The organism is Candidatus Nanohalovita haloferacivicina (assembly GCF_029232205.1).
In the GTDB taxonomy this organism is placed as follows: Archaea; Nanohalarchaeota; Nanosalinia; order Nanosalinales; family Nanosalinaceae; genus Nanohalovita; species Nanohalovita haloferacivicina.
Genome location: NZ_CP107255.1, coordinates 809,251 through 833,233 on the forward strand (window position 1 = coordinate 809,251; position 23,983 = coordinate 833,233).

At 45.1% G+C, this 23,983-nt stretch carries 27 protein-coding genes; 21 read left to right on the forward strand and 6 right to left on the reverse strand.

Going from position 1 to position 23,983, the window contains the following annotated elements:
• Nucleotides 1-9: 9 nt before the first annotated feature.
• On the forward strand, nt 10-756 hold the full coding sequence (locus HBNXNv_RS04520) for an NUDIX hydrolase (protein ID WP_347720495.1): 747 nt from the start codon (nt 10-12) through the stop codon (nt 754-756).
• Here HBNXNv_RS04520 and HBNXNv_RS04525 read toward each other — a convergent pair.
• The 3 genes from HBNXNv_RS04525 to HBNXNv_RS04535 are packed head-to-tail and all read right to left on the reverse strand — an operon-like array spanning nt 753 to nt 2,927.
• A complete protein-coding gene (locus tag HBNXNv_RS04525) occupies nt 753-905 on the reverse strand; it encodes a hypothetical protein (RefSeq protein ID WP_347720496.1) in 153 nt (50 codons plus the stop codon). The two genes, HBNXNv_RS04520 and HBNXNv_RS04525, sit on opposite strands and share 4 nt — an antisense overlap.
• Nucleotide 906: 1 nt before the next feature.
• Nucleotides 907-1,566, reverse strand: coding sequence for a potassium channel family protein (locus HBNXNv_RS04530; protein ID WP_347720497.1), 660 nt, complete (start codon nt 1,564-1,566; stop codon nt 907-909).
• 2 nt (nt 1,567-1,568) lie between these two features.
• A complete protein-coding gene (locus HBNXNv_RS04535) occupies nt 1,569-2,927 on the reverse strand; it encodes a TrkH family potassium uptake protein (RefSeq protein ID WP_347720498.1) in 1,359 nt (452 codons plus the stop codon).
• Nucleotides 2,928-3,163: 236 nt separating this feature from the next.
• Here HBNXNv_RS04535 and HBNXNv_RS04540 point away from each other — a divergent pair, with 236 nt between their 5' ends.
• Genes HBNXNv_RS04540 through HBNXNv_RS04570 form a run of 7 tightly spaced genes read left to right on the forward strand, consistent with a single transcriptional unit; the run spans nt 3,164 to nt 9,351 of the window.
• The gene (locus HBNXNv_RS04540; RefSeq protein WP_347720499.1) at nt 3,164-3,541 is read left to right on the forward strand and encodes a 30S ribosomal protein S6e; all 378 of its coding nucleotides are present in this window, start codon (nt 3,164-3,166) and stop codon (nt 3,539-3,541) included.
• Nucleotides 3,542-3,548: 7 nt separating this feature from the next.
• Nucleotides 3,549-3,857: a hypothetical protein gene (locus tag HBNXNv_RS04545; protein ID WP_347720500.1), complete on the forward strand. Its 309-nt coding sequence runs from the start codon at nt 3,549-3,551 to the stop codon at nt 3,855-3,857.
• Nucleotides 3,854-5,044: a translation initiation factor IF-2 subunit gamma gene (locus tag HBNXNv_RS04550; protein WP_347720501.1), complete on the forward strand. Its 1,191-nt coding sequence runs from the start codon at nt 3,854-3,856 to the stop codon at nt 5,042-5,044. Before HBNXNv_RS04545 ends, HBNXNv_RS04550 begins: the two co-directional genes overlap by 4 nt.
• 39 nt (nt 5,045-5,083) lie before the next feature.
• Nucleotides 5,084-6,646, forward strand: a complete 1,563-nt coding sequence (locus tag HBNXNv_RS04555; RefSeq protein WP_347720502.1) for a mechanosensitive ion channel domain-containing protein — start codon at nt 5,084-5,086, stop codon at nt 6,644-6,646.
• Entirely contained in the window at nt 6,624-7,439 is an 816-nt protein-coding gene (locus HBNXNv_RS04560; protein WP_347720503.1) for an ATP-grasp domain-containing protein, read from the forward strand. Before HBNXNv_RS04555 ends, HBNXNv_RS04560 begins: the two co-directional genes overlap by 23 nt.
• 2 nt (nt 7,440-7,441) lie before the next feature.
• Nucleotides 7,442-8,323 (forward strand): ATP-grasp domain-containing protein, encoded by an 882-nt coding sequence (locus HBNXNv_RS04565; protein ID WP_347720504.1) that lies wholly within the window; start codon nt 7,442-7,444, stop codon nt 8,321-8,323.
• On the forward strand, nt 8,320-9,351 hold the full coding sequence (locus HBNXNv_RS04570) for a glutamate-cysteine ligase family protein (protein ID WP_347720505.1): 1,032 nt from the start codon (nt 8,320-8,322) through the stop codon (nt 9,349-9,351). Before HBNXNv_RS04565 ends, HBNXNv_RS04570 begins: the two co-directional genes overlap by 4 nt.
• On the opposite strand, the gene HBNXNv_RS04575 is transcribed toward HBNXNv_RS04570, so the two are convergent.
• Nucleotides 9,348-10,265: an ATP-grasp domain-containing protein gene (locus HBNXNv_RS04575; RefSeq protein ID WP_347720506.1), complete on the reverse strand. Its 918-nt coding sequence runs from the start codon at nt 10,263-10,265 to the stop codon at nt 9,348-9,350. The two genes, HBNXNv_RS04570 and HBNXNv_RS04575, sit on opposite strands and share 4 nt — an antisense overlap.
• A 55-nt stretch (nt 10,266-10,320) precedes the next feature.
• Here HBNXNv_RS04575 and HBNXNv_RS04580 point away from each other — a divergent pair, with 55 nt between their 5' ends.
• The 11 genes from HBNXNv_RS04580 (at nt 10,321) to HBNXNv_RS04630 (ending at nt 18,291) form a co-directional block, all read left to right on the forward strand.
• Entirely contained in the window at nt 10,321-10,704 is a 384-nt protein-coding gene (locus tag HBNXNv_RS04580; RefSeq protein WP_347720507.1) for a type II toxin-antitoxin system VapC family toxin, read from the forward strand.
• A gap of 104 nt (nt 10,705-10,808) precedes the next feature.
• The gene (locus HBNXNv_RS04585; protein ID WP_347720508.1) at nt 10,809-11,381 is read left to right on the forward strand and encodes a DNA-directed RNA polymerase; all 573 of its coding nucleotides are present in this window, start codon (nt 10,809-10,811) and stop codon (nt 11,379-11,381) included.
• Nucleotides 11,381-11,569: a transcription elongation factor subunit Spt4 gene (spt4, locus tag HBNXNv_RS04590; protein ID WP_347720509.1), complete on the forward strand. Its 189-nt coding sequence runs from the start codon at nt 11,381-11,383 to the stop codon at nt 11,567-11,569. Before HBNXNv_RS04585 ends, spt4 begins: the two co-directional genes overlap by 1 nt.
• A gap of 16 nt (nt 11,570-11,585) precedes the next feature.
• Nucleotides 11,586-12,017, forward strand: coding sequence for an eS24 family ribosomal protein (locus HBNXNv_RS04595; protein WP_347720510.1), 432 nt, complete (start codon nt 11,586-11,588; stop codon nt 12,015-12,017).
• A 15-nt stretch (nt 12,018-12,032) separates the two neighbouring features.
• Nucleotides 12,033-12,182 carry a 30S ribosomal protein S27ae gene (locus tag HBNXNv_RS04600; RefSeq protein WP_347720511.1) on the forward strand — a complete coding sequence of 50 codons (150 nt, stop codon included), beginning with the start codon at nt 12,033-12,035 and terminating at the stop codon, nt 12,180-12,182.
• A gap of 93 nt (nt 12,183-12,275) precedes the next feature.
• Nucleotides 12,276-13,253, forward strand: coding sequence for a KEOPS complex N(6)-L-threonylcarbamoyladenine synthase Kae1 (kae1, locus tag HBNXNv_RS04605; protein ID WP_347720512.1), 978 nt, complete (start codon nt 12,276-12,278; stop codon nt 13,251-13,253).
• Nucleotides 13,241-13,825: an L-threonylcarbamoyladenylate synthase gene (locus HBNXNv_RS04610; protein ID WP_347720513.1), complete on the forward strand. Its 585-nt coding sequence runs from the start codon at nt 13,241-13,243 to the stop codon at nt 13,823-13,825. Before kae1 ends, HBNXNv_RS04610 begins: the two co-directional genes overlap by 13 nt.
• Before the next feature lie 2 nt (nt 13,826-13,827).
• The gene (locus HBNXNv_RS04615) at nt 13,828-15,501 is read left to right on the forward strand and encodes a cation:proton antiporter (RefSeq protein ID WP_347720514.1); all 1,674 of its coding nucleotides are present in this window, start codon (nt 13,828-13,830) and stop codon (nt 15,499-15,501) included.
• A gap of 23 nt (nt 15,502-15,524) precedes the next feature.
• A complete protein-coding gene (locus HBNXNv_RS04620) occupies nt 15,525-17,144 on the forward strand; it encodes a cation:proton antiporter (RefSeq protein ID WP_347720515.1) in 1,620 nt (539 codons plus the stop codon).
• Between the two features lie 27 nt (nt 17,145-17,171).
• On the forward strand, nt 17,172-17,744 hold the full coding sequence (locus HBNXNv_RS04625) for a KEOPS complex kinase/ATPase Bud32 (protein WP_347720516.1): 573 nt from the start codon (nt 17,172-17,174) through the stop codon (nt 17,742-17,744).
• Nucleotides 17,745-17,748: 4 nt separating this feature from the next.
• Nucleotides 17,749-18,291 carry a thermonuclease family protein gene (locus tag HBNXNv_RS04630; protein WP_347720517.1) on the forward strand — a complete coding sequence of 181 codons (543 nt, stop codon included), beginning with the start codon at nt 17,749-17,751 and terminating at the stop codon, nt 18,289-18,291.
• On the opposite strand, the gene HBNXNv_RS04635 is transcribed toward HBNXNv_RS04630, so the two are convergent.
• A complete protein-coding gene (locus tag HBNXNv_RS04635; protein ID WP_347720518.1) occupies nt 18,259-19,074 on the reverse strand; it encodes a hypothetical protein in 816 nt (271 codons plus the stop codon). The genes HBNXNv_RS04630 and HBNXNv_RS04635 overlap by 33 nt on opposite strands.
• Nucleotides 19,075-19,176: 102 nt before the next feature.
• Here HBNXNv_RS04635 and HBNXNv_RS04640 point away from each other — a divergent pair, with 102 nt between their 5' ends.
• Both HBNXNv_RS04640 and recJ read left to right on the forward strand, forming a co-directional pair.
• Nucleotides 19,177-19,617 (forward strand): 30S ribosomal protein S15, encoded by a 441-nt coding sequence (locus HBNXNv_RS04640; protein WP_347720519.1) that lies wholly within the window; start codon nt 19,177-19,179, stop codon nt 19,615-19,617.
• 93 nt (nt 19,618-19,710) lie between these two features.
• On the forward strand, nt 19,711-21,081 hold the full coding sequence (gene recJ, locus HBNXNv_RS04645; RefSeq protein WP_347720520.1) for a RecJ family nuclease: 1,371 nt from the start codon (nt 19,711-19,713) through the stop codon (nt 21,079-21,081).
• Nucleotide 21,082: 1 nt separating this feature from the next.
• Here the strand turns inward: recJ and HBNXNv_RS04650 are convergent, their stop codons facing one another.
• A complete protein-coding gene (locus HBNXNv_RS04650; RefSeq protein ID WP_347720521.1) occupies nt 21,083-23,938 on the reverse strand; it encodes a DUF2341 domain-containing protein in 2,856 nt (951 codons plus the stop codon).
• Nucleotides 23,939-23,983: the final 45 nt, after the last annotated feature.

Genomic DNA, 23,983 nt, shown 5'->3' on the forward strand with positions numbered 1-23,983 from the left:
TTATTGTAGATGAGACACGAAGATATGCCTTCCACGAAACACAGTGAAAACGTCAGCGAAGACTACGGCGACAACCCTGAGGACTATGATCCTGACGAGTTCGATCATCCCTCTGTGACTGTTGACGACATCATCTTTACAGTGAAGGATGACGATTTGAAAGTCGCGTTGATCAAGAGGAAGAGATGGCCTTTTGAGGGAAAATGGGCCTTGCCAGGAAGTTTCGTGGACATGGATGAATCGCTTGAAGAAGCAGCTGAGAGAACACTCCACAACAAGACGGGTGTAGGAGAGGATGTATACATGGAACAGCTCTACACATTTGGAGAACAGGACAGAGATCCTCGTACAAGAGTTATCACAGTAGGATACTTCGCGCTGGTACATCATGAAGACGTGGAGCTACAGAAAACAGATGATGTAGAGGCCATTGAATGGCACTCAGCGTATGATCTACCTGAACTTGGTTTCGACCATGAAGAAATAATCGAATACGCGGTCAAAAGACTGAGATGGAAATTGGAGTACTCGACAGCAGTTTTCTCACTACTGCCTGAAAAATTCACTTTAAGCCAGCTCCAGAACACCTACGAGGTAATACTGGATAAAGAACTGGATAAGAGAAACTTCAGGAAAAAGATTCACAAACACGAACTCGTACAGGAAACAGGAGAAAGAGAGAAGAACGTATCGCATAGACCTGCCAAACTTTATACTGCGAACAAAGATATTGGAGAAATAGTTGAGATCCTTTAATCTCTCTTCAATTTCTTCTTCAAGGCCTTGCTCCCTTTCTTCAAAACATAGGTAACGGCCTTGTACTTCAGATAGTTTTTGCCGATCTTCTTACCTGATTTCCAGGCCTTCTTCTTTACAGCTTTCTTCAGTTTATCTTTCAACTTCATCTTACTGGTCCTGGAAGAACTTATCTAGTTTTTCTTTTTCATCTTCTGGGCCGATTAAGACAAGTTGGTCCTCTTCCTCCAGTTCGATATCGTTCTCGGCTTTCAAAGTATCCTCAGGCTTCACAACAGACAGAACCTGGAAACTCATTGGAAAATGCTTCATAGATTTAAGCTCTCTAATATTTGAACCTGCAAGCTCGGAATCCTCACGGATGGAGGCCTTCAAAACCTCTCTATCATTTGAGAGATTAGCCAACTTCACCAAGTAAGGGTGCTCAACAGAGGAAATAAACTCGGAGAGAAGAATATCTGTATCTCCAATAGTCTCTGCACCGATAATCTGGAAGGCCTCAAAGTACTCTTCATCCTCAATCTTCGAGACAACTTTTGGAACACCGTACTTCTTTCCAAGCGAACAGACAACCATGTTCTGATTGTCATCCTTCAAAGTAGAGATAAGAACATCGGCCTGCGTGATTCCTGCATCTTCAAGAGCTGAAAGAGTGGTCGGAGACTTGTTAATCACCGTGGCCCCTGAAGAAGAATAAAGCCGTTCACATTTATCCTCATCAGCATCTATAGCAACTATATCATGCCGGCCTTCCAATCGCTCAACCAGCCTTTTCGATAAAGTATTGATACCTGCAATAACTACGTACATCTCTACTTGTTTTTGAGAATTCTCTTATTAAATAATGCAAGCAAAGGCAACATCTCCAACCTACCAGCCAGCATAACCACAACCCATATACTCTTAGTCACAGGCGACAACGCCACCATTTTCTGCCCTTCCATGTACACAGGCCCCATATTACCAGCAGCAGAAATAGTACCAGAAAGAGCAGCCATGAAACTAACATCCTCAACCACCAAAACACCAAGAGTGGCCACAAAAATAACACCAACCCACACAAAGAACAGTACAGAAATAGTTCTGACCACAGAATTAGATAATATCTCCCCATCAATCTTAGGCTCATTAACAGCAGTCTCCGGAAGAGAATAAGCCCTCAAACGAGTCTTCAACAACTCAAACAAGGCCTTCAAACGGAAAACCTTCAGACCTCCTGCGGTAGAACCAAGAGAACCTCCTACAAACATAACTCCAAGGAAAAGAGCCTGCAAAGCAATTGAAAGTGAAGTAACACCTATAGTCGAAAAACCTGTTGAAGAGATAACTGCAGCAGAAGTAAAAGTAGAATTAAGCAAAGTCTCAGCTGGACTAAGGCCTTTGCCAATTAATTCTATAGCAACCAGGCCTGAAACAGCCAGGAAGATAGTAGTATACAGTTTAAACTCTGAGTTCTTCCTGATAGGCCTGATATCTGCACGCAGAAATCTGTAAAGCAGTACAAAGTTCACTCCGCCGATAAACATGAAGAAGACTGTCGCGGCCTGTATCCTAGCAGGGAATGCTGACATGCTTGCGCCAAGAGTTGAGAAACCTCCTGTAGAAATAGTGGCGAAGGCGTGAGCAAATGAGTCAAAAACCGACATACCCATTCCAATGAAAGTACCCATAATCAGCATTGTCAGGAAACCGTAAACACGCCACAACTCCACAATAGACTTCTTCAGAGAAGGCCTGATGCTGCCAGGATCAGTCTTGTGGGCCTCAGCGGAGAAAAGCCGCCGGGAAATTCCTCCAGACTCTCTGATCACTGCGATGAAGAAAGTCAGAATTCCAAGACCTCCAATCCACTGCATGAAGGCGCGCCAGAAAAGCATGGATTTGGGCAAGGCCTCTGGAGCAAGCAACATTGAGATACCAGTAGTAGTCAATCCTGCTGTTGACTCGAAAACCGCGTCAACAGGCGACATAAACTCAAGCAAAGGCGTAGCACCGATAAAAACAGCTATAAACCATCCTAGCACTGTAGCGTAAAGAGCCTCTGAAATAGTTGGCTCATCAGACGAACCTACGTAGGACAAGAGAAGGCCGAGAACAGCTGTAGAAACCGCTGCAAAACCAAAAGAATGGACAGTGGCCTCACCATAGTAGAGGGCAACAGCTACAGGCACAACAATAACAATAGAGAACACCTGCAGAAACCTTCCAATAATTCTAGAAATAACTGAGGCCCTCATACCACTGGTTAAGGATTAGGTTGAATAAAAATTCGAGGCCACAGAAATTTGGATTCAAAAAAGTTTCTGACCAATCTCTACATGCTCGGAAATTATCGTCCTTCCATCCGGAAGCGACGTTACAAGCAGCGCCCTTGGCGATGCGAATGACTGAGCAGGTGAAACAACCAATGAAAGTTACAATAGGTACAACAAACGGCGACACATTTCAAACAGAAGTAGAAGACAATTCTCAACTAATCGGAAACGAAGTAGGAGACGAAATCGACGGAGGCCTCGTAGGAGTTCCAGGATACACACTGGAAATTACAGGAGGATCCGACAAAGCAGGATTCCCTATGAGAAAAAGCATCGAAGGATCCGAAAGAAAAAGAGTACTAATCGAAGACGGATCAGGAATCCAGGCAGAAGAAAAAGGAATCAAACAGAGAAAATCCGTCAGAGGCCGAACAGTATCAGGCCAGATCGAACAACTCAACACAAAAGTAGTAGAAGAAGGTAGCAAGTCCGTAGAAGAAATCCTTGAAGGAGACGAAGAGGAAGAATAAAACAGCTATGGGCCTGGTCACCGAGTACTACCTGTCCTCAGCACTGGAAGAGATAGAACACAGAAGCAACCAGTTAGACCAGTGGTGGGACAACTCCACAAGCAAGGAATACATGGAGTCAATTCTTGACTACGACCTTGTAGAAGGAGAACCTGTCGAATACGAAGACAGATTCGGCGAAGTACGTGAAGGAGAGGTAGTAGATAGAAGGCCCATAACAAATCTTCTAACAGGTCTCAACCCAGAGAGCCCTACCATCTATAGCGTAGGCTCTGGGGGGAGAACTATAACTGTTTCCGAGGATGATATATTATGAGCGAGCAAATACCTGAGGTAAATATCGGTCTTGTAGGACACGTAGATCACGGAAAAACTACTTTGACCAGAGCACTTTCTGGAAAATGGACCGATGAACACAGCGAGGAACTGAAGAAAGGAATCACAATCAAGATCGGATACGCCGACATCACATACTACAGAAACGACGAAGGAACACTAAACGTTAAAGAAGACGGCGAAAAAGAAAGAACAGTTTCTTTAGTAGATGCACCAGGCCACGAAACACTGATGGCAAACGTCCTATCAGGAGCAGCCATCATGGACGGAGCAGTACTGGTAATCGCGGCAAACGAAGAATGCCCACAACCTCAGACAAGAGAACACCTCGCAGCACTCGATATTATTGGAGTAGAAAACATCGTAATTGTACAGAACAAGATCGACCTCGTAGATGAGGAAGAAGCCCGCGAAAACTACAAGGAAATCCAGGAGTTCGTGGAAGGAACAGTAGCAGAAGACGCACCAGTCATCCCAATCTCAGCACAGCAGGAAATTAACATTGACGCAGTCCTGGAAGCAATCGACACAGAAATACAGACACCAGAAAGAGACCTTGAAGCCGACGGAAAAATGCTAGTAGCAAGATCCTTCGACATCAACAAGCCAGGAACCTCACCGGAAGGCCTGCACGGAGGAGTAGTCGGCGGATCACTAGTAGAAGGAGAACTGGAAGTAGGAGATGAAATAGAGCTCAGCCCAGGAATCAATCAAGATGAAGAATGGAGAACTGTCAAGACAGAGATCAAAAGCATCATGCACGGAGGAAACCCTGTAGAAAAAGGAACTCCAGGAGGCCTTCTAGCAATAGAGACAGATCTCGATCCTTCAATGGCAAAATCCGACGGACTATCCGGCAATATTCTAGGAAAAGAGGGAACACTTCCAGAGACAACAGAAAACATCACTGTGGAAGTAGACCTGATGGACAGAGCCGTAGGATCCGAACAGGAGAAAGAAATCGAAAATATCAAACAGAACGAACCTCTAATGCTTAACGTCGGCACCTCAAAGTCCGCAGGCATCGTAACTCAGGCCGGAAAGAAGGTAAAACTCGATCTGAAAGTCCCTATCTGCGCTGAGGAAGACGACAGAATTGCTATTTCCCGCCAAATAGGCTCTAGATGGCGACTTATCGGCTATGGAAAAATCATCGATAAGGAATAAAAGAAAGAGTTTATATACAGCTTTTAGGAGTAGGTAGTTATGGCCGGCATTCTAGATTCTGCACTAGCTTTCATCATGTCAAGCAACACCAGCATTAGAGTAGCAGTTACACTACTAATCCTAGTTCTAGGCCACCTCACAGTAAAAAGCTTCAACATGATCTACAACCGGCTATGGATACTCAGAAACGACGAATCCACCAAAAAAGACCTCGAAAGAAAAAGACAGAGACTACAGTACATATCATACATACTTGACGGCCTCGTCATAACAGGAGCCCTATTCTACCTAAACTCCTCAATGACCGATCAGATCATCACAGAAACAGCAACATACATCCCAGACATACTAACAGGATTTCTAGTAGCAATCCTAGGAGTAATAACAATAAACATATTCGCAAGATTCATAGAGGACTTCCTCAAAACAGTTGGAGTCAGAAACTACTTCAGAGAAGCAGGCCTATCAGTAAACGCATTCAAAATAGTATCAACACTCATCAAAGGATTCCTATACCTGATCCTACTACAAATAGTACTAGGCCAACTAGGAATCGCACAAAGCACAATCAACGAGCTAGTAACAGCATCATCATGGGCCGTAGCATTCCTCATCGCAGGCCTCGTATTCTACGGATTTAAAGACCTGTTCAAGAACTTCGCAGCAGGAGTATACCTCAAGAACTCCAGAATAGTAAGGCCTGGCGAGGAAGTCAAGATGGACGATGAAACAGGAGAAATCAAGGAAGTATCGCTCTTCAGCACTACGGTCGACACAAACTCAGGTTTCACAGTGCTGGCACCGAACAGCCAGATCATGGACTCAAACCTCAAGTTCAAGAGAACAAGAAGCGACCTCGACACGCTGGAAGAAATAACAAGCTACTTCGTAGCACAGGACCCATCATTCTGCGGTCCAGCATCAATGGAAATGGCCCTCGAAATCTTCGGATACAGACACGACCAGAAAGAAATAGGAGAAAAAGCAAACGTCGAAGAAGGAGAAGGAGCCGACGAACACGTCCTAATGGACTCAGTAGAAGAACTAACAAACAACGAAGTCAAAACAGCATGGATCGGCTACGATGACATCACAGAACTTGACGAAGAATTCAAGGCCTGGTTCAACGACGGAGCACTAATCGTTCCGAACTTCTACAAACCAGAAATATTCCCAGATGCAACAGCAGGCCACTTCGTACTATCAGTCGGAGTAGAAGGAGATGAAATACTCATCCTTGATCCAAGTGGAACAAACGGAGGAGTATACTACGTAAACAAAGACCAGCTGAAAGAAGCAATGGCAGAGTTCGGCCACAAGAGAGGATACATCGTGGTCGCACCAAAAGGAACAACAGCACACTGGAGAATCAAGAACGACCTAATCTACGCAGACAAAAGCGCCTACGACGAACTATCCAAGACACTGGAAGCCCGACTAAGAAAGATTCTAAGACAGGGCCGCATCCTGAAAAACTCCACACCTTCCTCAATGGAAGACTACATGGAGAAATGGGGCGCAAGCGAGAAATTAACACGAATATGGATGCCAGAACAATCAAAACAGGGGGAGGACAAAGATGAAACTACTGAAAATAACTGACGACAAAGACAACGAACAACTAGACCAGCATTTCGACGAAGTAGAAACAGTAAGCATAGAAGAAGTCGCACCAGAGGTAAGAGAAAACAAATCAGACGTAAAGATTAACGGAAGATCAGTAGAACAGTTCGACGCGGTCTACGCGAACATACCTGAAAAGAACGCAGTCTTCGGCAGAGTCCTCCTGGAAGTAATAGAGGAAAAAGGAATCCCTCTGAACTACTCATCAACCTCATTCTTCGCAATGTCAAAGAAAAACTATCTTTACAGCGTGCTGCACGAGAAAAAAGTATCAGCCCCTAAAACAGCAGTTATTGCAGACGAAAAATCCGCCAGAAACCTGGAAAACTATCTGAAAGGGCCTCTAGTCGCCAGAAAATTCGAAGGCTTCGAAGAATCAGAGGAGAAAAAAATAGATACTGTAGAAGATATCAGCGGATTCACTGAAGGAGTTGAATACGGAGAACAGTTCGTACTCTTCCAAGAATTCTCCAAAGGCAGCAAATATCGATGCCTGATAGCTGACAACGAAGTAGTATCCCTAGAAGACAACTCAGAGGAATGGTCGATAGGAAAAGACAACCTGCGGTACTCAAACATTCCTAGCGACATAGAAGAACTGGTAATAGATGCAAAAAACTCTCTAGGCTTCAAAACTGCAGAAGTACTCGTAAGAGACGAAGAAGTGATAGACGTTAATCCAAATCCAGATCTGGACATGTACGCAGAAATATCAGGAAAAGACGTATACAAAATCGTGGCAGAAGCAATGAAGGATGGAGCAGAAGAGTAAAAATGAAACTTGCAATAATATACGGCGATGTATCAACAACACACCAGCTGATTATCGAGGAGGCCGAAGAAATATTTGACTCCGTGCTTGCAGCACCGGTAGACGGCCTTAAAATGATACACAGCGAAGAAGGAAGCAAAGTACTTTACAAAGATACTGACCTTACAGAGTTCGACGCGGCCTACGTAAGAACCAACGACGAGGACGCGCTTTTCTCCGAGCACCTTGTAGAAGTACTGAATAAGGCCGGAGTAGTTACGCAGGCAGAGGACGAGTCCTTCTCCTACTCAAACAACAAGTTCTACAGCATGAAAATCCTGGCAGAGAACAACGTAAACGTACCCGACAGTTTCTACACTCTCTCACCTGAGACAGCAGTCGATGCAGCAGAAGAATTGGGCTACCCTATCATCATGAAGACGATCGAGGGAGCAGGAGGCCAGGGAGTAATGAGGGCAAGCTCAGAGAACGAGCTGAAACCTGTTATGGACACAATGAAGTCTTTCGAACAGGACATCTGCCTCCAGGAATATCAGGAACACGGCGGAACCGACACAAGAGTCATCGTCATAGGCAACGAAATATACGCATACAGCAGATCAAGCAACGGCGACGAATGGAGATCCAACCTCGCAGCAGGCGGAGAAAGAAAAGAAGCCGACATAACACCAGAAATGAGAGAAGCAGCCCTCACAGCAGTAAGGGCCTCAGGATTCGACATCGCAGGAGTCGACGTAATCGAAACCGACAACGGAGTCTACGTACTGGAACTAAACAGTGCGTTCGGCCTCTACAAAGCAATAAACGAGACAGTAGGCGACAACGTAATCCTCAGACTGGTAGAAAGAATGCATGAACGAGCGATGGAGGCGAACCAGAGTTGAAAGCAGGCCTCGAACTGGAGTTCTGGGTCATCGACGAACAAGGAGAACTTGACTACGCCAAGCCCGTCGCAGAAAGAGTATACTTCGCATCACAGGAATTCTCACGGTCAATGATAGAAATACAGACAGAACCACACGAAGATGTAGAAGAACTATTGAAAGAGGCAATCTCCAAGACAGAGATACTTGCAGAACTAGCCAAGAAAGACGGCAAACGAATAGTACCTCTTGGAACACCTCTAAACTCAGGAAAAGTAGAAGTATACGAATCTGAGAGATTCCAGATAGAACAGGAAGTAATAGGCCACGAAGTAAAACACGCAGGAAGAACAGCAGGCCTCCACATCCACTTCGAAAAAGAAGACTCACTACGACAGCTGAACACTCTAACAGCTCTAGACCCTTTATCCGCACTAATGAACTCCTCACCACGGTATCAGGGGAAAGATCTTGCAGATGGATGCAGAAACCAGGTATACAGGCACAAGGCCTGCGGAGCATTCCCAGAACAGAGAGAACTCTGGCCCTACATGGACTCAATCACCGAATGGCGGGAGAAAAGAGAAAAACTGTTTGAAAAATTCGAGAAAGAAGCAGAGAAAAAAGGAATAAAGCCAGAAAAATTTGAAAGATTCTTCCAGCCAGAGAACGCAGTCTGGACACCCGTAAAACTGAGAGAAAACTATCCAACAGTTGAATGGCGCGCACCAGACACAGCACTCCTGACAGAAGTAATCAAAATAGTAAAAGCCGTCAAACCGATAGTCCAGAAAAAGAAGAGATCAGAACTACCAGACTTCAAAGAAGTCAAACAGGCCTCAGAAAAAGCAATAACTCAAGGCCTCGAATCCAGAGAAGTCAGAGAATACATCGAAAAAATGGGCGCAGATCCTTCAGATTTCTCACCTATGTCACAGCAACTTGATCTACCGGAAAAAGTCAGCAGAGAAGAAGCCCGAGAAATAAGACTGGACGTAGCGGAAAAATTGACAGAAGACCTGGAAGAAGCAAAAGAAATGATAGGTTAAAGCTGTTTAAAGGCCTCAACCAGCGCATCCATCACAGGCACTAACTGCTGCTTCATCTCCTCATCACCGTAGAAACCGATTCCCGGCTTCGAATTCAACTCAACAATCCACGGCCTTCCATTCTCATCAAAGAACAGATCAACCGAGAAAAGACAGGGCCTGTACTCAAGCTCATCATTCACAGTTTCTATAATCTCCAGGGCCTGTTCCGGAAAATCCTCAGGACTGACAGCGTGCTGAGAACCTCCCTGCGAGACATTGCTTATCTCGCCATCACTGTACCGAACATAACCGGCCTTCAGCTCTCCATTCACAACAATACCTCGGAGATCATGAGTGCCTTCAACAATGCCCTCGATTCCCGCACTGCTATCGATAAATCTCTGGACGATATAATCCTCTTCTATCTCCGGTAAATCTTCCTCATCATCTACGATATGTATTCCTTTACCACCGAAAGCATAGCACGGCTTTAACACAATTTTACCGTACTCCTCCAGCATCTCACGCACATTCTCCTCCGAAAAAGGCCTAGTCTCCGGCATCATCTCCAGAAATCTTTCATAAGTCAACAACTTATCCTTGCAGAGCTCCTCAAGCTCAGGATCATTCAAAATTCCAATCTCATTATTGATCTCCTTCTTGAGGGCCTTAGTCTCTTCATCAAAGTGGAACTTGTCGAAAACACCATCAAGCTCCACATTCTCTACCTTGCTCCAGAAACCATCTTCATACACCCATCCCCTGGAAAGAGAACCGTCCTCATACCAGTGGTACTGGGCCTGAACAAGCCTCACACCTTGATCTCTGGCCCTTTCCGAGAAGTAGCCGTACGCCTCATTTGTTTGGCCATCGAAAGGTTTTTCTCCATCCCAGGTAACTTCCTCATCCCAGAGAACTCCAATAGTCTTCATATAATCAGAGATAACTCAGGCCACAGTTTTAGAGTTAACGAAACAACAGTAAGATATGACTCAGAAAATCCTGCTGGACACCAACTTCCTTGTGGCCTCATTCCAGTTCTCATTCGACCTGTTCGAAGAACTGGACAGACTATACCCTCTCCACGAGCTCTACACACTTGACGACGCAGTAGAGGAGGCCAAAAGCATCGAAGGAGGAAAGTACGGGCCTCTAGCAGAAAAGTTGATTGAAAAGAAAGATATCGAGGTCCTGGAAACCCATGGAGATGGAGAGGTAGACGACCTCATAGTAGATGTCAGCGACGAGTTCGCGGTTGCCACAAATGACAAAGAACTCAAACAGCGATTGCTGGATAGAGGCCGTGAAGTAGTGATAATCCGCAGCGGCACGCACTTGGAGGTTTTGAACCGTTCCTCGGTAGGGTTTTAAAAATTGTCGTCAACCTGTTAAATGTTCCACAGAGGTAGAAGACTATAGGGCGCTGAGCCCTCCACAACCTCAGTTTTCTACCAAAAATGGAGGTAGTGTCTCAAATGTACAAAAGAAAAACAATTCAAGAATCAGTAAGAGTTCCCCCAGAACATCTGGGAGAGAACCTGGAAGAAAGCGTCACAGAAGGCCTTAAAGCAGAAACAGAAGGAAACATTGATCCTGAAGTAGGAGTAGTACTTGCAATCGAAGAAGTTAACTCCGTAGAAGGAGGAGAAATCGAGCCTGAAGACGCAGGAGTACACTACGACGTAGAATACTCAGCACTTGTATTTGAACCAGAGCTTCACGAAGTAGTATTCGGAGAAGTAGTCGACGTCACAAGCTTCGGAGCATTCATCCGTATCGGTCCGTTCGACGGCCTATGCCACGTCAGTCAGGTAATGGACGAATACGTCAACCACGACGAAGAAAACGGAATGCTTGTATCCGAAGAAAACCAGTTCACACTCGAAGACGGAGACGTCGTAACAGCAAGAATAATCGCAGTAAGCCTTGGAAAAGAGGACACCAATAAGATCAACCTGACAATGAGACAGCCAGGCCTCGGAAAAGAAGAATGGGTAGAACAGTACGAGGAAGAACAGGAAGCAGAAGACGAAGAAGGTGAAGAATAGTGGCCGAAAAAGCATGCAAAAACTGCAACAGAATTGTAGAAGACGCCACAGAATGCCCAGTATGTAAAAACAACGACCTATCCGACTCATGGAGCGGGCTAGTCGTAATCTACGACCCAGAAGACTCACAAATCGCAGAAAAAATCGGGATCAACACGCCCGGAAAATACGCAATCAGAGTAAAATAAAAGGAGAAACGATACTATGGAAGCAAACATCACATCAGTAAAAGAAAACCCTCTCCTAGACAGGAGAGAAGTAGAAGTAAGCCTCAACCACGAAGGAGAGGCAACACCAAGCGAAGAAGATGTAAAATCAAGAATCGCAGCAGAAAACGGAATCGAAACCGAAAACATCGAAGTAGAATCAATCTACACCGGTTTCGGAAAACAATCCTCAAAGGCAACACTCAAAGTCATGCAGGACTTCGAATACGACGAAGACCTCGAAGAAGAAGCCCTAGAGGAAGAAGTAGAAGTCACAGAAGACTACAGAGACGCAGTCGCAGGCACAATCACAGACGCCAAAGACACACTCCAAGACATGGAAGACGTCGACTGGGACGCAGCCATCGAAGCAGAAAAAGACAACAAAAACCGCACAACACTAATCGACTGGCTTGAAAACCAGAAATAAAAGGTGACATAAAAAATGGCAAAACACGAAACAGTAGCCATCAACGAAAAATACAACGAAGACGGAAGCTACAACGGAGAAAAATGCCCAAGATGCGGCAGCTTCCTAGCCGAACACGAAGACCGCAAAAGCTGCGGAAAGTGCGGCTACACAAAACACCAGTAAGGCCCCACGCCTTACCACCACATTTCCTTCATATCAACTTTCTACAGATTCTACCTCTCAACTTTTAACTTTTCCAAGACAGATTCTTGCTAGATGAAAGTACTAGGCATTGAGTCAACAGCCCACACACTCGGCATCGGAATAGTCGATGAAGAAGAGATACACGCAAATGTCAAGTCGATGTTCGAGCCAGAGGAAGGCGGAATACACCCGAGGAAGGCCTCAGAGCACCACTACCAGCATGCACTGGAGAAGATCAACGAGGCAGAGGCCAAGACAGATTTCCAGCTGGAAGACCTCGATGCCATAGCATTCTCTCAAGGGCCTGGAATACCTCAATGCCTTGACGTAGGAGCTGTACTTGCAAGAACGTTATCGAAAAAATACGAGATTCCTCTAATCGGCGTTAACCACTGCCTGGCACATATCTCTATCGGAATCAGAACTACGGAGGCCGAAAACCCAACCACACTCTACATTTCAGGCGGCAATTCCCAGATACTAGACCTCAGATCAGGCCGATACAGAGTTGTAGGAGAGACTCTGGACATTGCACTCGGTAACGCTCTGGACAAACTAGCCCGGAAACTAGGCTACCCTCATCCAGGAGGCCCGGAGATCGAAAGACTAGCGGAAGAGACAGACGAGATAATTGAAATGAGCTACCCGATCAAGGGAATGGACTTCTCCTTCTCAGGCCTGACAACAGAGGCAGAAAGAAAAATCGATCAGGTAGATGATGAGGTACTTACCAACAGCTTCCAGGAACACGCATACTCAGCAGCGGTGGAAGCACTTGAAAGAGCGATGGCCCAGGAAGAAAGCACCGAGGCCCTGCTCACAGGAGGAGTAGCAATGAACTCCCGGCTTAGAGAGATGGTGGAGCTTATGTGCGAGCAGCGAGATGCAGAAGCATACTTCCCTCCACACGAATTCTGCATGGACAACGGAGCAATGATCGCACACCAGGGATTAATCGAGTTAAAGGCCGGAAGACAGACAAGTATAGAAAACTCAAGTAAAAAACCGAACTGGAGGCCTGACCAGGTGGAAGTAGAATGGGGGATTTAGAAAAACAGATCGAAGAAGCCAGAGAAGAAATAGAAAAAGGCGGAATAGTAGTATTCCCTACGGAAACTGCATACGGAATAGCAGCGGACGCAACAAACAGAATCGCAATCGAAAAAGTATACGAGGCCAAGAAAAGACCTCGAAGCAAAGGCCTGACCGCAATAGTTGACTCACTGGAGACAGCGGAAAAATACGCAGAACTATCAGAATACGAGAAAAAAGTAGTCAGAGAATTCATGCCGGGGCCTCTAACACTTGTAGCAGAGAAAAAAGACTCTGTACCTGACAACCTGAACAAGGACTTCGCATTCAGAATCTCATCTGCAGAAGTAGCAGCAGAACTCTCACAGAAAGGCCCGATCACAGCAACATCCGCAAACATCTCAGGAAACGAAACCTCATATTCTGTAGACGATATTTCAGAAAAACTTCTGGAGAAAGCCGACTACGTCATCGACGCAGGTAAACTCGAAGACGGGCCTACATCAACAATCGCAGCAGTAATAGATGGAGAGGTAGAGATCTTCCGAGAGGGACCTATTAAGAAGAACGAGATCGAAAAAGTTCTATAGACATGGCTGTAGGCTACGAATCACTGGCCCTCCTAATCGGTATCGCAACAATTCTAGGGATAGTAGCAGAAAAAACAAGGCAGCCCAAAGTCATGGCCTACATAATAGCAGGCCTAATAGTAGGACCAGTAGGATTCAACCTTATATCCGAAACAGAAATGACCTCACTCTTCTCAGAACTAGGTCTCGTATTCCTTCTATTTCTAATAGGCCTGGAAATCAACCTTGAAGAAGTAAAAGACGTACTCAAACCAACAATAGGAATAGCAGTCATACAGATGATACTGGTATTCCTCCTCGGCCTGGCCACAACCTACTCACTAGGATTCGACCTGACAACCGCCGTATTCATCGGTGCAGCAGCAATGTTCAGCTCCACAGCTCTCGTCGTCAAACTACTAACAAACCTCGACGAAGCCTCCACACTACCAGGAAGACTCGACATCGGCATACTACTAGTACAAGACGTAGCCGTAGTACTCATACTAGCCCTACTAACAGTCCAAAGCACCTCACCAACACAGATAGCGCTAAAACTTGGAGAAATCTTCGTAATGATCTCCTTTATCGCAGCAATATCCCTCCTATCATCAAAATACCTGTTCTCACGAATACTGAAGAAACTATCAGGCAATAAAGCCGCATTCTTCACACACGGAGTAGCATGGGCCTTCCTGTTCATCTCACTATCACAGTACTTCAACTTATCACTTGAAATAGGAGCATTCATAGCAGGCGTCGGCCTCGCACAAATACCATACAGCAGAGAACTACAGGAAAGAGTAAGACCAATGACAGACCTCTTCATGGCCATATTCTTCCTGAACTTCGGCCTCGGAATCACAGGAGGATCACTACAGGCCTACCTACTAGAAGCCATCATCGCATCAATCATCCTCATAATCGGAAAGTTCGCAATCTTCTTCCTTGTAGTCGACAGATTCAAATTCACCCCAGAAACCAGCTTCAAAACAGCAATGAACATGACACAGGTCAGCGAATTCGGCCTCATACTCATCAGCCTCGCAATAACACAGGGATACATCGCACAGGACGTATCAGGCTTCATCAGCATAGTAACAATCCTCACAATGGGAGTATCAGCCTACACAATAAGATTCAAAGATGAGATCCATGAAAAAGTCGAACACCTGCTCAACTTCTTCGAAGGAGAAGAAAAAACCGACATCGAAATCAGAAAACTCGAAAACCACGTAGTAGTCATAGGATATGACCAGATCGCCAGAAAAGCCTGCGAAACACTCCAGGAAGAATACGAAATACTTGTAATAGACAGAAACTCGGAAAACACAGCAGAACTCTCAAGATCAAACTACGAATACATCTACGGAGACTTCAAACACGGAGAAATAAGAGAAGCAGCAAAAATACCAGAAGCAGCATTCATAATTAGCCTCTCACCAGAAAAAGCTGTAAACGACAGAATACTTGAAGAAAAAGACAGAGACTCAACAGCAATAGTAAAAGCCGACAGCATAGAACACGCAGTAGACCTCTATGACATGGGCGCAGACTACGTCATAGTCAAAAACCTGCTCACCGGTAACAGACTAAGCGAATACCTGGAACTCTACCTCGAAGACCGAGAACTATTCATCAAAGAAGTAGAGGCCGAAATGAAAGAACTAAGAGGTGATAAACCATCTCAGAACTGATAAACGTACTAACCGCAGTATTCGTGGCCTCATCAGCAATACTGCTCTTCACAGACTACTTCAACCACCCATCAATACCAGCCTACATACTCGCAGGAATAATAGTAGGAAGATTCTTCCCACAGGAAGAAATGCTATCATTCGTACAGATAGGCCTCGCATTCCTTGTATTCATCTTCGGAGTAAAAATGGATCCAGAAAGACTCAGATCAGTAGCCAAAGAAAGCCAGATAGCAGGAGGAATACAGATAACAGTCATAGGCCTGATCAGCCTCACAGCAGGATACTTCCTATTCAACTTCAACCCAATAAACAGCATACTCTTCACCCTCTCAGCAGTACTCAGCTCAACACTCGTAGGCCTCGACATACTGGAAAGAGAAATACACATCAACCTGACACACGCAAGACTCGCAGAATCAATCCACCTAACACAGGACGTAATCGCAATACTCATACTGATAGGTCTCGGAAGCGTCCAGACAATCCTCACAAACATCCCACAAAACCTCTACTACGGCCTCATGATCATAGCAGCATCACTCGCCTTCAGACAAATCCTATTCGACCAACTCACCAAACTCACTGGCGGCTCAAGAGAACTCATGATGCTACTCTCCATCACAGTACTATCAGCATTCATCGGAGCAGCACAGTACTTCAACATCTCATTAGCAGTAGGAAGCTTCGCAGCAGGCCTCGCAGTATCAAAATACCCATACAACATTGAAATACTTGACACCACAGGATCACTGAAAGACTTCTTCTCAGCCATCTTCTTCGTATCACTCGGCGCACTGATCACAACACCAACACAAAAAGTCCTCATGGTATCAGCCCTGCTAATAGCGCTTACCTCCATATTCAAACCATACACCGTGATAACAGCACTCATCCTCCAAGGCCACAACAAAAGAACATCATACCTCACAGGAATGAGCATTGACCAGGTCAGCGAACTAGCACTCATAATAGCAATCCAGACACACCTAGCAGGTATAATGAACGACGTACTCTTCCAGGCCATCATACTCACCGCAACATTCAGTATGCTAACCTCATCCTACACCCAGAGACACAAAGAAGAAATATACAGATTCATGTCAAAATACGACATCCTGCCGGACGCAGAAACCACCATCAGAACAAGAATAGACGGAAAACTCGAAAATCATGTTATACTGGTAGGATACGACACACAAGGCAAAAGACTCGCCGACAAACTAAAGGAAGAAAACCAGCAGTTCGTAGTACTGGAAAACGACCCAGAAAAAGTAGAAGAACTGCACGACAACAACGACAACTACATCTTCAGCGACATAATGGAAGATGAAACCTGGCAAAAGGCCGAAATAGAAGAGGCAAAACTCATAATCTCAACAATACCTCTTAGATCAGCCTCAAACAAAATAACAGGTCTTGAAACAGATGCAGACATAATACTCAGATCAGAAGAGGTAAAAGAAGCAGAAAAACTACTTGAAAACGACAAAGTAATCTACGTAAATATCCCGGACATGACAGGAGCAGAACTTCTCTCAGACCACATCGAAGGAATAATGGAAAATGTTAACTACAGAGAAGAACTCAGACGCAAAAACATGCTGGAACTCAGAAAATACCTGCAATCCGAAGAAGGGTAAAAAGAGTAAAGGCCCATAAACAGTAACATGACGGTAAGAGGCGCCGAAGCCATAATAGAAATACGGGACGACAAAGTAGTCAAGACCCGGGAAAAAAAGAAATACCGACACCCGGAACTGGACGAAAAAATAAGGAAAGAAAGAACAAAGGCAGAGGCCCGCATCATGGAAAAAGCCCTCAAACACGGCGTCAAAGTACCAGAAATTCTCAACCAGAAAGACTACACTATCAAAATGCAGAAAATAGAGGGCCAGACACTCAAACAGGTACTCGAAAAACAGACCGAAAAAATGAAAGAGTACGGAGAAAACGTGGCCAGAATGCACGACACAGATATAATCCACGGCGACCTCACCACCAGCAACGCAATAGCCGACAAAAAACTACACATAATTGACTTCGGCCTCTCATCCCACTCAGAAAGAATAGAAGACAAAGCAGTCGACATCCACCTACTCAAACAAGTTCTAAACAGCTCACACCCCGAAATATCGGAAAAAGCCTGGGAAAAATTCGTGGAAGGATACCAGAACTCCACCAACTCAGAAAAAGTACTGCAGCAACTCAAAGAAGTGGAAAAAAGAGGCCGCTACAAATAAATCAATGGCAGAAATCCTCTCACTCCAGACACTCGCAATACTATTTCTCATAGCAATAACAGGCCTCAACCTGCACAGCCCACAGAAATCAGAACACTTCAACGCTACCTTGATCAGCATCACGGACGGAGACACCATAGATATTCAGATAAACGGAAGAAACGACACAGTAAGACTTCTCGGCGTTGACACACCCGAAACCCACTCCAGCAACAATCCCAAAGAATTCGGCCTCCAAGACACAGCCGAAAACAGAGCCTGCCTCGAAATATACGGGGAAGAAGCCGCAGAATATCTTGAAAGAAACCTGGACAGCAGCATCAGAGTAGAGACAGATCCTTCAGCTGATAGAAGAGGGAGCTACGGAAGACTACTGGCCTACGTATACAGCGACAACACTTCAATCAACAAGCAACTACTGGAAAAAGGCCTTGCCAGAGTCTACACAGGAGAATTCACTAGGGAAAAAGAATACCTCAGAATAGAGAAAGAAGCAAAGGAAAAAGAGAAAGGCCTATGGAGCTGTCCCAATGCCGTAGCCAGATGAATCTCCACTAGGAAAGATCAATATCTTTCTCTCAGAGACATTCTCAGGACACTCATCGGCCTCAACAATTTCAACAGGATACTCTCCTTCAATCGTCACATTGCTGTCAGGCCTGACGCTCGCCCTACCTGTAATCTCAAGAGTTCTGCTGCCCTTCCACAGAAGATCACTATCGTACTCTTCACGAACATAGAGACTCTTCCTCTCCGGAGCATAGATACATCCATCAAAGGAGGCCGTATCCACTCTTCTCGGAAGATAGAAGTTGTTCGATACCGTTACCTCTCCCAGCACAAACTCGTCATCCATGCTGACATTGACAGAATCCTTCCAGTCATAGCTTTCATCGAGATCGCTGGTTGCAGCATCAACACCGACAAAAACCAGCGCCAATACTGCAATACCGGCAAGGGCCTGACGTGTATTCAGAGGCCACTCATAACCTTTCAAACGCTCCAGATTATAACCAGCAACCATGAAGATCACAGCAGAAACTGCTAGAGCCAGTAAAACAACCGGCGGATTCAACTCAAAACGGAAAACAGTATAAGTTACAAATATTATAGCGCTGACACCGGAAAGGCCTGAAGTAATCAACTTGATCTCCTTACCTTCAAGCATCTGAGCAGCTACTGTAAAACCTGCAAAGGCCAGGAAAAGAAGCATTGATTTTGTCAAGACTGATAAAGAAATCTGAGTTCCAAGCAGGTATGTAGAGGCCGCTACCGCGAAAAAAGCACCTACAGAGTAAAATATTTGCTGTTGATCGAAGTCGAATTCCATAGAGGCCTTATTGTTGGGCCTGTTTTAAAATAATTTCTGAGGACTGTATCTTCAGAGACCGGGAAAGCATCTGTGCTTGACCGGATCGGTATGTGATAAATTATGTCAAGAATGCACAAAAGTTCACGCGGAAGTTCAGGAAGTTCAAACCCTGTAGACAAGAAACAGCCAGACTGGCTTGACTACGACGAAGAAGAAGTTGCAGAACTTGTTCTGAAGCTTAAAGACGAGGGACATGACCCTTCACAGATCGGAATGAAGCTCAGAGATGAGTACGGGATTCCAGACGTCAAGACAGTTACAGGAAAGAAAGTTACACAGATCCTGGAAGAAAACGACGCACAGGACGACCTGCCTGAAGACCTAAGCAACCTTGTCGAGAAGGCCTCCAACATCAAGGAGCACCTGGGAGACAACAAGAAGGACGAGAATGCAGAAAGAAGACTAAGCCTTGTAGAGGCCAAGATCAGAAGACTTGCCTCCTACTACAGAGAAGAAGGCCGAATCGACGAATCCTGGAAGTACAGCCGCGACGACCAGTAAATAACCACACATTTTCCTTTCTACTTTCTATTTACCTCTTCAATTCTGCTCCTGCATAAAGGATAAAAGAGATTCTAACTGAACTGAAAATTAATGGTTCAAGACATTCTAGACGCAGCCCAGCCAGCTGCAGAAAAGATCAGAGACTACGAAGGAAAAATCCGGTTAATCGGCCAGTACGACGCCGACGGCATCAACGCTACCGCAATAGCATACCAGATGCTGGAAAGACTTGGAAAAGACTTCGAATACGAAATAATAAGACAGCTATACGAGGAAGACGTCGAAAGACTAGCAGAAGAAGACGAAGAACTCCTCCTGTTCGTAGACATCGGATCAGGCCAGTCAAAATTCATCAAAGAATACATAATCGAAAACACCGACAAAGAAGTAATTGTCAGCGACCACCACGAACCACAGATAGAAGGAGACGACGAAAGATTCATCCACATGAACCCTCACTTCCTGGGCCACGACGGAGGAGAAGCAATCTCAGCAGCAGGAATGACCTATCTTTTAGCGAAGGCCGTCGACGAAGAAAACCACGACCTAATCAAATACGCGCTGATCGGAGCAACAGGCGACGTCCAAAAACAGGAAGGAGAATTCATGGGCCTAAACAAAGACTTGGCAGAAGAAGCAATCGAAAACGGCCACATAGAAAAACGAAAAGGCCTCGATCTCTACGGAAGATCTACCAAACCACTCCAGAAATCACTGATGTACACCACAGACCCTCATCTGGAAGGAGTCAGCAACAATGAGTCCGGTGCCATCCAACTGGTTAAAAGCGCAGGAATCGACATCAGAGAGAACGGTGACTTCCGCACACTGTCAGACCTAGACGAGGCAGAGGAGAAGAAACTAATCAACGCAATGATCCGCCGCGGATTCCCAGTCCAGCAGCTTCTCAACGATATCTACACACTGGACAACGGCTACGAAATCGATGAATTCTCAACAGTCATTAACGCATGCGGCCGACTCGGAGAACCCAAGAAAGGAGTCAAAATACTTCTAGAAAACGACCTCAAACTCGCAGACAAGATCTCAACAAAATACGGAAGAAAAATCTCCTCCTCACTACGCTACGTCGAAAACAACAAGGAAGACAAAGACGTAGTATACGAAAAAACAATCGGAGTAATCGACGGAAAAGACAACATCGAAGACGACTTCATCGGAACCGTCACCACCATAACCATGAGCAACGGCCTCTTCAACTCACCAGTCGTCATGGGAATCGCAGAATCCGACAAAGACAAGATGAAAGTATCCTCCAGAGCATCCAAAGACGCAGTAGAAGCAGGCCTCAACCTCGGAGAAGTAATAGAAGCAATCTGCGAAGAAATAGACGGCGAAGGAGGAGGCCACAACATCGCAGCAGGAGCAATGATACCAGAAAGCGAGAAAGAAAAATTCATCGAAAGACTCAACGAGGAAATAGAGGCCCTCGTCTCCTAATTTACTGAAAAACAAGACTCTTTATCTTGGAGGAGGAAAGGCCTCCAGCATACACTCTTAACTCGTCAACAGCGCCATCGTAATTTCTGGTGACAGTGATCTTCTGACTGGAAACAGTATCTGAAAAGGCCTTACTTGCGACTTTTTCTCCACCAACATACAAGGAGATAGAAGAGCCATTGTAGACTGCTGAAATCTTATTCCATTTCTCAAAAGGCCTCTCAAACCTCAAAAATTCATCATTTACTTCGAAGACTGCCTCGGACTCTGACATTGATAGAGAAATATTATCGGAATGGACAATTTCAGGCCTGGCCTGTTCCTCACCTATACTTACTGAAGGTGTTGGCTCAACGTACTTTCTTATCTTGATGTTTCTAACCCAGTGATAATTATTTGCGCCACCAGTTCTTGCTCCAAAACCAAAGTAATTACCTATATTAAAGTTGGAGTAGGCCTGAACACCTGAAGTCTGGTTGCCAAGAGTTTGAAGTTTGAAATGAAGTTTACTTCCGTTCCTGTAACCGTATGCTGACGCAGTCTCCCATTGATTTGTCCTAGGGTTTTTATTGAAGCTGCCGAAGTTACCGCACTGCGTATTATTTCCGACACCGATACAGTTATCGTGATCATTCAATATCCAGGACAAAGCATTGCCATCAACATCTTCAGTACTAGGAATACCTGAAGCCCAGCTGTAAAGCCATAGAGCATCAGCATCAGTACCGTTACCGATGTAGTAATCCCAGGAGGCCTTCCAGCCAGGTTGTGGAGTTCCCTGAGAGTAGTTGAGAGATCCTCTCTGGCCATCAACATTAGCGGTTAACTCCACATACTCCTCCTCTTGATTGTAATTAGCATCATTAGTCAGTGTTCCATCATAGCCCGATCCAAACAGATCGTAAACATAGTAGGCCTTCTCAGGATTCTCTCCTGCCGTCGCCTCGCTTCCATAATACATCCATATTCTGGTCTTCTCACCGGCAGGAAGGCTGTCAACCTCAACAACAACCTCTGTAGAATCAGTATTACAGCCTGAAACCACGTCATGATACAGGCGAGAACCCTCCAGAGAATAGAACCTGAGATCAGAGCAATCAGACCTCATCTTCCCATCCTGAACTAGAGACGCAGTATCAACCGTAAAGTTAACCTGATAGTTACTCAGATCCTGGCCCGAACCCTCCTGAACGGAAACCGACTTACGGTACTCAAAAAGCAGATCATCCCAATCAGAAGAAGGTTCAGCCCACGCAGAAAAAGTGAAATTATCCTGTATCGATCTCCCTGTAGAAATATTCCGAGAAGCACCAGGACCAAGAGAACCCGAACTCAAAACCCCTTCAGCAGAAAAACCAGCAGAATCATAGGCCTCCTTTCTGTTCCCCGACTCAAAATCCCATCTACCCACCAGGCCTTCAGAAACACTCTCTCCATTATAGAGAGACTGAATCTCAGAAGAAGTAAGTGAACGTCTATACACGCGAGCATCATCGATCCTGCCATCAAACCAGCCATTATTCTTATCTCGAACCCCTATGAAAAGATCCTGAGTGCTCCCTGCCAAGGCCATCTGCGTAGTTGAAGACTCCATTACCCCATCCACATACATCTTCATTCTACTACCATTCCAAGTACCCACAATATGATGCCAAGACCCGTCAGCAACCATTGTATTACCGCGCAACTCAGTATGCCCCTTATTCAATTTGCCTGCATAAACACCAAACTCCGGCTCACCGTTCTCAACCGTGATCCTGTAACCCTCATCATCACTATCCTGCGTATCAATTATACCTCTAGTATCAGAGCTATTATCTGTTTTGACCCAAGCTGACAAAGTCAGCTCCGACCTGATTTTAAGCCAGGGACTATTCTCTACTCTAACTCTGTCATCCTCGCCATCAAACATCAGCGCATGATCACCAACTTTGCCAGAAACCCAGCCGCTAGAAGAATTATAATCAAAATTCTCTAAATCGCCGTTCAGGCCTCCAGAAAACCAGTTAAGGCCTTGACTACCAGCATAAGTTTTGACAGAAGGCCTGTTAACAGGAGTTTCCTTCACCCATCCGCTTCCTGTATCTAAATTGTTGTCGTCGAAGTTTCTTGGCTCGGCTGTCCCAGAAGTTGCTTTATCGCTAAGACATTTTTGAGAGGTGGTTACGTCGCAGCCTAAAGGGCCTTCATTGAAGCTATAGTACCTTACTAGAGATTTTTGTGTAGCAAATTGCTCATTGTAGATACTTTCAATTTGAGAACTGTTTAGGCCTTCGCTGTACACTCTCACATCATCAATATAGCCATCCCAAGGATGTGTGACTCCTCCTTCATATTCGGAACCAATAGTTAATCTTTCGGTATTGTTCCTCAACAACTCATCCGGAGAGTCAAAGGTATTAAGCAGAGATCCATTATAGAAAATTTTCATGTGAGTGCCATTAAGAGAGACCGCAATATGCTGCCATCTTCCTGTTTCAATAACCCTATCAGAATCCCAGTTTAATCTACCGCTTCCTTCAAAGCCGAAAACCACGTGAAACTCTCCATTATCTCTAGTAAAGAGCTCAAAAACATCAGTAGAGGATTCGCTTGCACCTCCTTTCTGTAATACAGTTATACCTGACTTCTGACGCGGATAAACCCAAGCAGAATAAGTAATCTCATCTGAAACATTCATTGAACGTGTACTTTTCTGATCAACCAAAACATAATCATCACTACCATCGAACTCCAGACTGTAGCCACGAGAAACCTGAGGATCATCAAACCTCCAGTATCCTTCGAGCTGGGCCGCAGAAGACCCGGCAAATGCCAGGAGTATAGCTGCAAAAATTACTGCTTTTGAGGAGTTCACTGTCTAGAAAAGGCCTTTTCTCGAATAAATTGGTTTGGTATTGAG

What these genes read in the sequence shown, in the direction of transcription:
- HBNXNv_RS04555 (WP_347720502.1), top strand. Translation starts at nt 5,084, where the DNA reads ATGGCCGGCATTCTAGATTCTGCACTAGCTTTCATCATGTCAAGCAAC.
- HBNXNv_RS04625 (WP_347720516.1), top strand. Translation starts at nt 17,172, where the DNA reads ATGACGGTAAGAGGCGCCGAAGCCATAATAGAAATACGGGACGACAAA.
- HBNXNv_RS04525 (WP_347720496.1), bottom strand. Translation starts at nt 905, where the DNA reads ATGAAGTTGAAAGATAAACTGAAGAAAGCTGTAAAGAAGAAGGCCTGG.
- HBNXNv_RS04615 (WP_347720514.1), top strand. Translation starts at nt 13,828, where the DNA reads ATGGCTGTAGGCTACGAATCACTGGCCCTCCTAATCGGTATCGCAACA.
- HBNXNv_RS04595 (WP_347720510.1), top strand. Translation starts at nt 11,586, where the DNA reads ATGGAAGCAAACATCACATCAGTAAAAGAAAACCCTCTCCTAGACAGG.
- HBNXNv_RS04630 (WP_347720517.1), top strand. Translation starts at nt 17,749, where the DNA reads ATGGCAGAAATCCTCTCACTCCAGACACTCGCAATACTATTTCTCATA.
- HBNXNv_RS04545 (WP_347720500.1), top strand. Translation starts at nt 3,549, where the DNA reads ATGGGCCTGGTCACCGAGTACTACCTGTCCTCAGCACTGGAAGAGATA.
- HBNXNv_RS04610 (WP_347720513.1), top strand. Translation starts at nt 13,241, where the DNA reads ATGGGGGATTTAGAAAAACAGATCGAAGAAGCCAGAGAAGAAATAGAA.
- HBNXNv_RS04635 (WP_347720518.1), bottom strand. Translation starts at nt 19,074, where the DNA reads ATGGAATTCGACTTCGATCAACAGCAAATATTTTACTCTGTAGGTGCT.
- HBNXNv_RS04575 (WP_347720506.1), bottom strand. Translation starts at nt 10,265, where the DNA reads ATGAAGACTATTGGAGTTCTCTGGGATGAGGAAGTTACCTGGGATGGA.
- HBNXNv_RS04640 (WP_347720519.1), top strand. Translation starts at nt 19,177, where the DNA reads ATGTCAAGAATGCACAAAAGTTCACGCGGAAGTTCAGGAAGTTCAAAC.
- HBNXNv_RS04580 (WP_347720507.1), top strand. Translation starts at nt 10,321, where the DNA reads ATGACTCAGAAAATCCTGCTGGACACCAACTTCCTTGTGGCCTCATTC.
- HBNXNv_RS04585 (WP_347720508.1), top strand. Translation starts at nt 10,809, where the DNA reads ATGTACAAAAGAAAAACAATTCAAGAATCAGTAAGAGTTCCCCCAGAA.
- recJ (WP_347720520.1), top strand. Translation starts at nt 19,711, where the DNA reads ATGGTTCAAGACATTCTAGACGCAGCCCAGCCAGCTGCAGAAAAGATC.
- HBNXNv_RS04520 (WP_347720495.1), top strand. Translation starts at nt 10, where the DNA reads ATGAGACACGAAGATATGCCTTCCACGAAACACAGTGAAAACGTCAGC.
- HBNXNv_RS04565 (WP_347720504.1), top strand. Translation starts at nt 7,442, where the DNA reads ATGAAACTTGCAATAATATACGGCGATGTATCAACAACACACCAGCTG.
- HBNXNv_RS04550 (WP_347720501.1), top strand. Translation starts at nt 3,854, where the DNA reads ATGAGCGAGCAAATACCTGAGGTAAATATCGGTCTTGTAGGACACGTA.
- HBNXNv_RS04600 (WP_347720511.1), top strand. Translation starts at nt 12,033, where the DNA reads ATGGCAAAACACGAAACAGTAGCCATCAACGAAAAATACAACGAAGAC.
- HBNXNv_RS04530 (WP_347720497.1), bottom strand. Translation starts at nt 1,566, where the DNA reads ATGTACGTAGTTATTGCAGGTATCAATACTTTATCGAAAAGGCTGGTT.
- HBNXNv_RS04560 (WP_347720503.1), top strand. Translation starts at nt 6,624, where the DNA reads ATGAAACTACTGAAAATAACTGACGACAAAGACAACGAACAACTAGAC.
- HBNXNv_RS04540 (WP_347720499.1), top strand. Translation starts at nt 3,164, where the DNA reads ATGAAAGTTACAATAGGTACAACAAACGGCGACACATTTCAAACAGAA.
- kae1 (WP_347720512.1), top strand. Translation starts at nt 12,276, where the DNA reads ATGAAAGTACTAGGCATTGAGTCAACAGCCCACACACTCGGCATCGGA.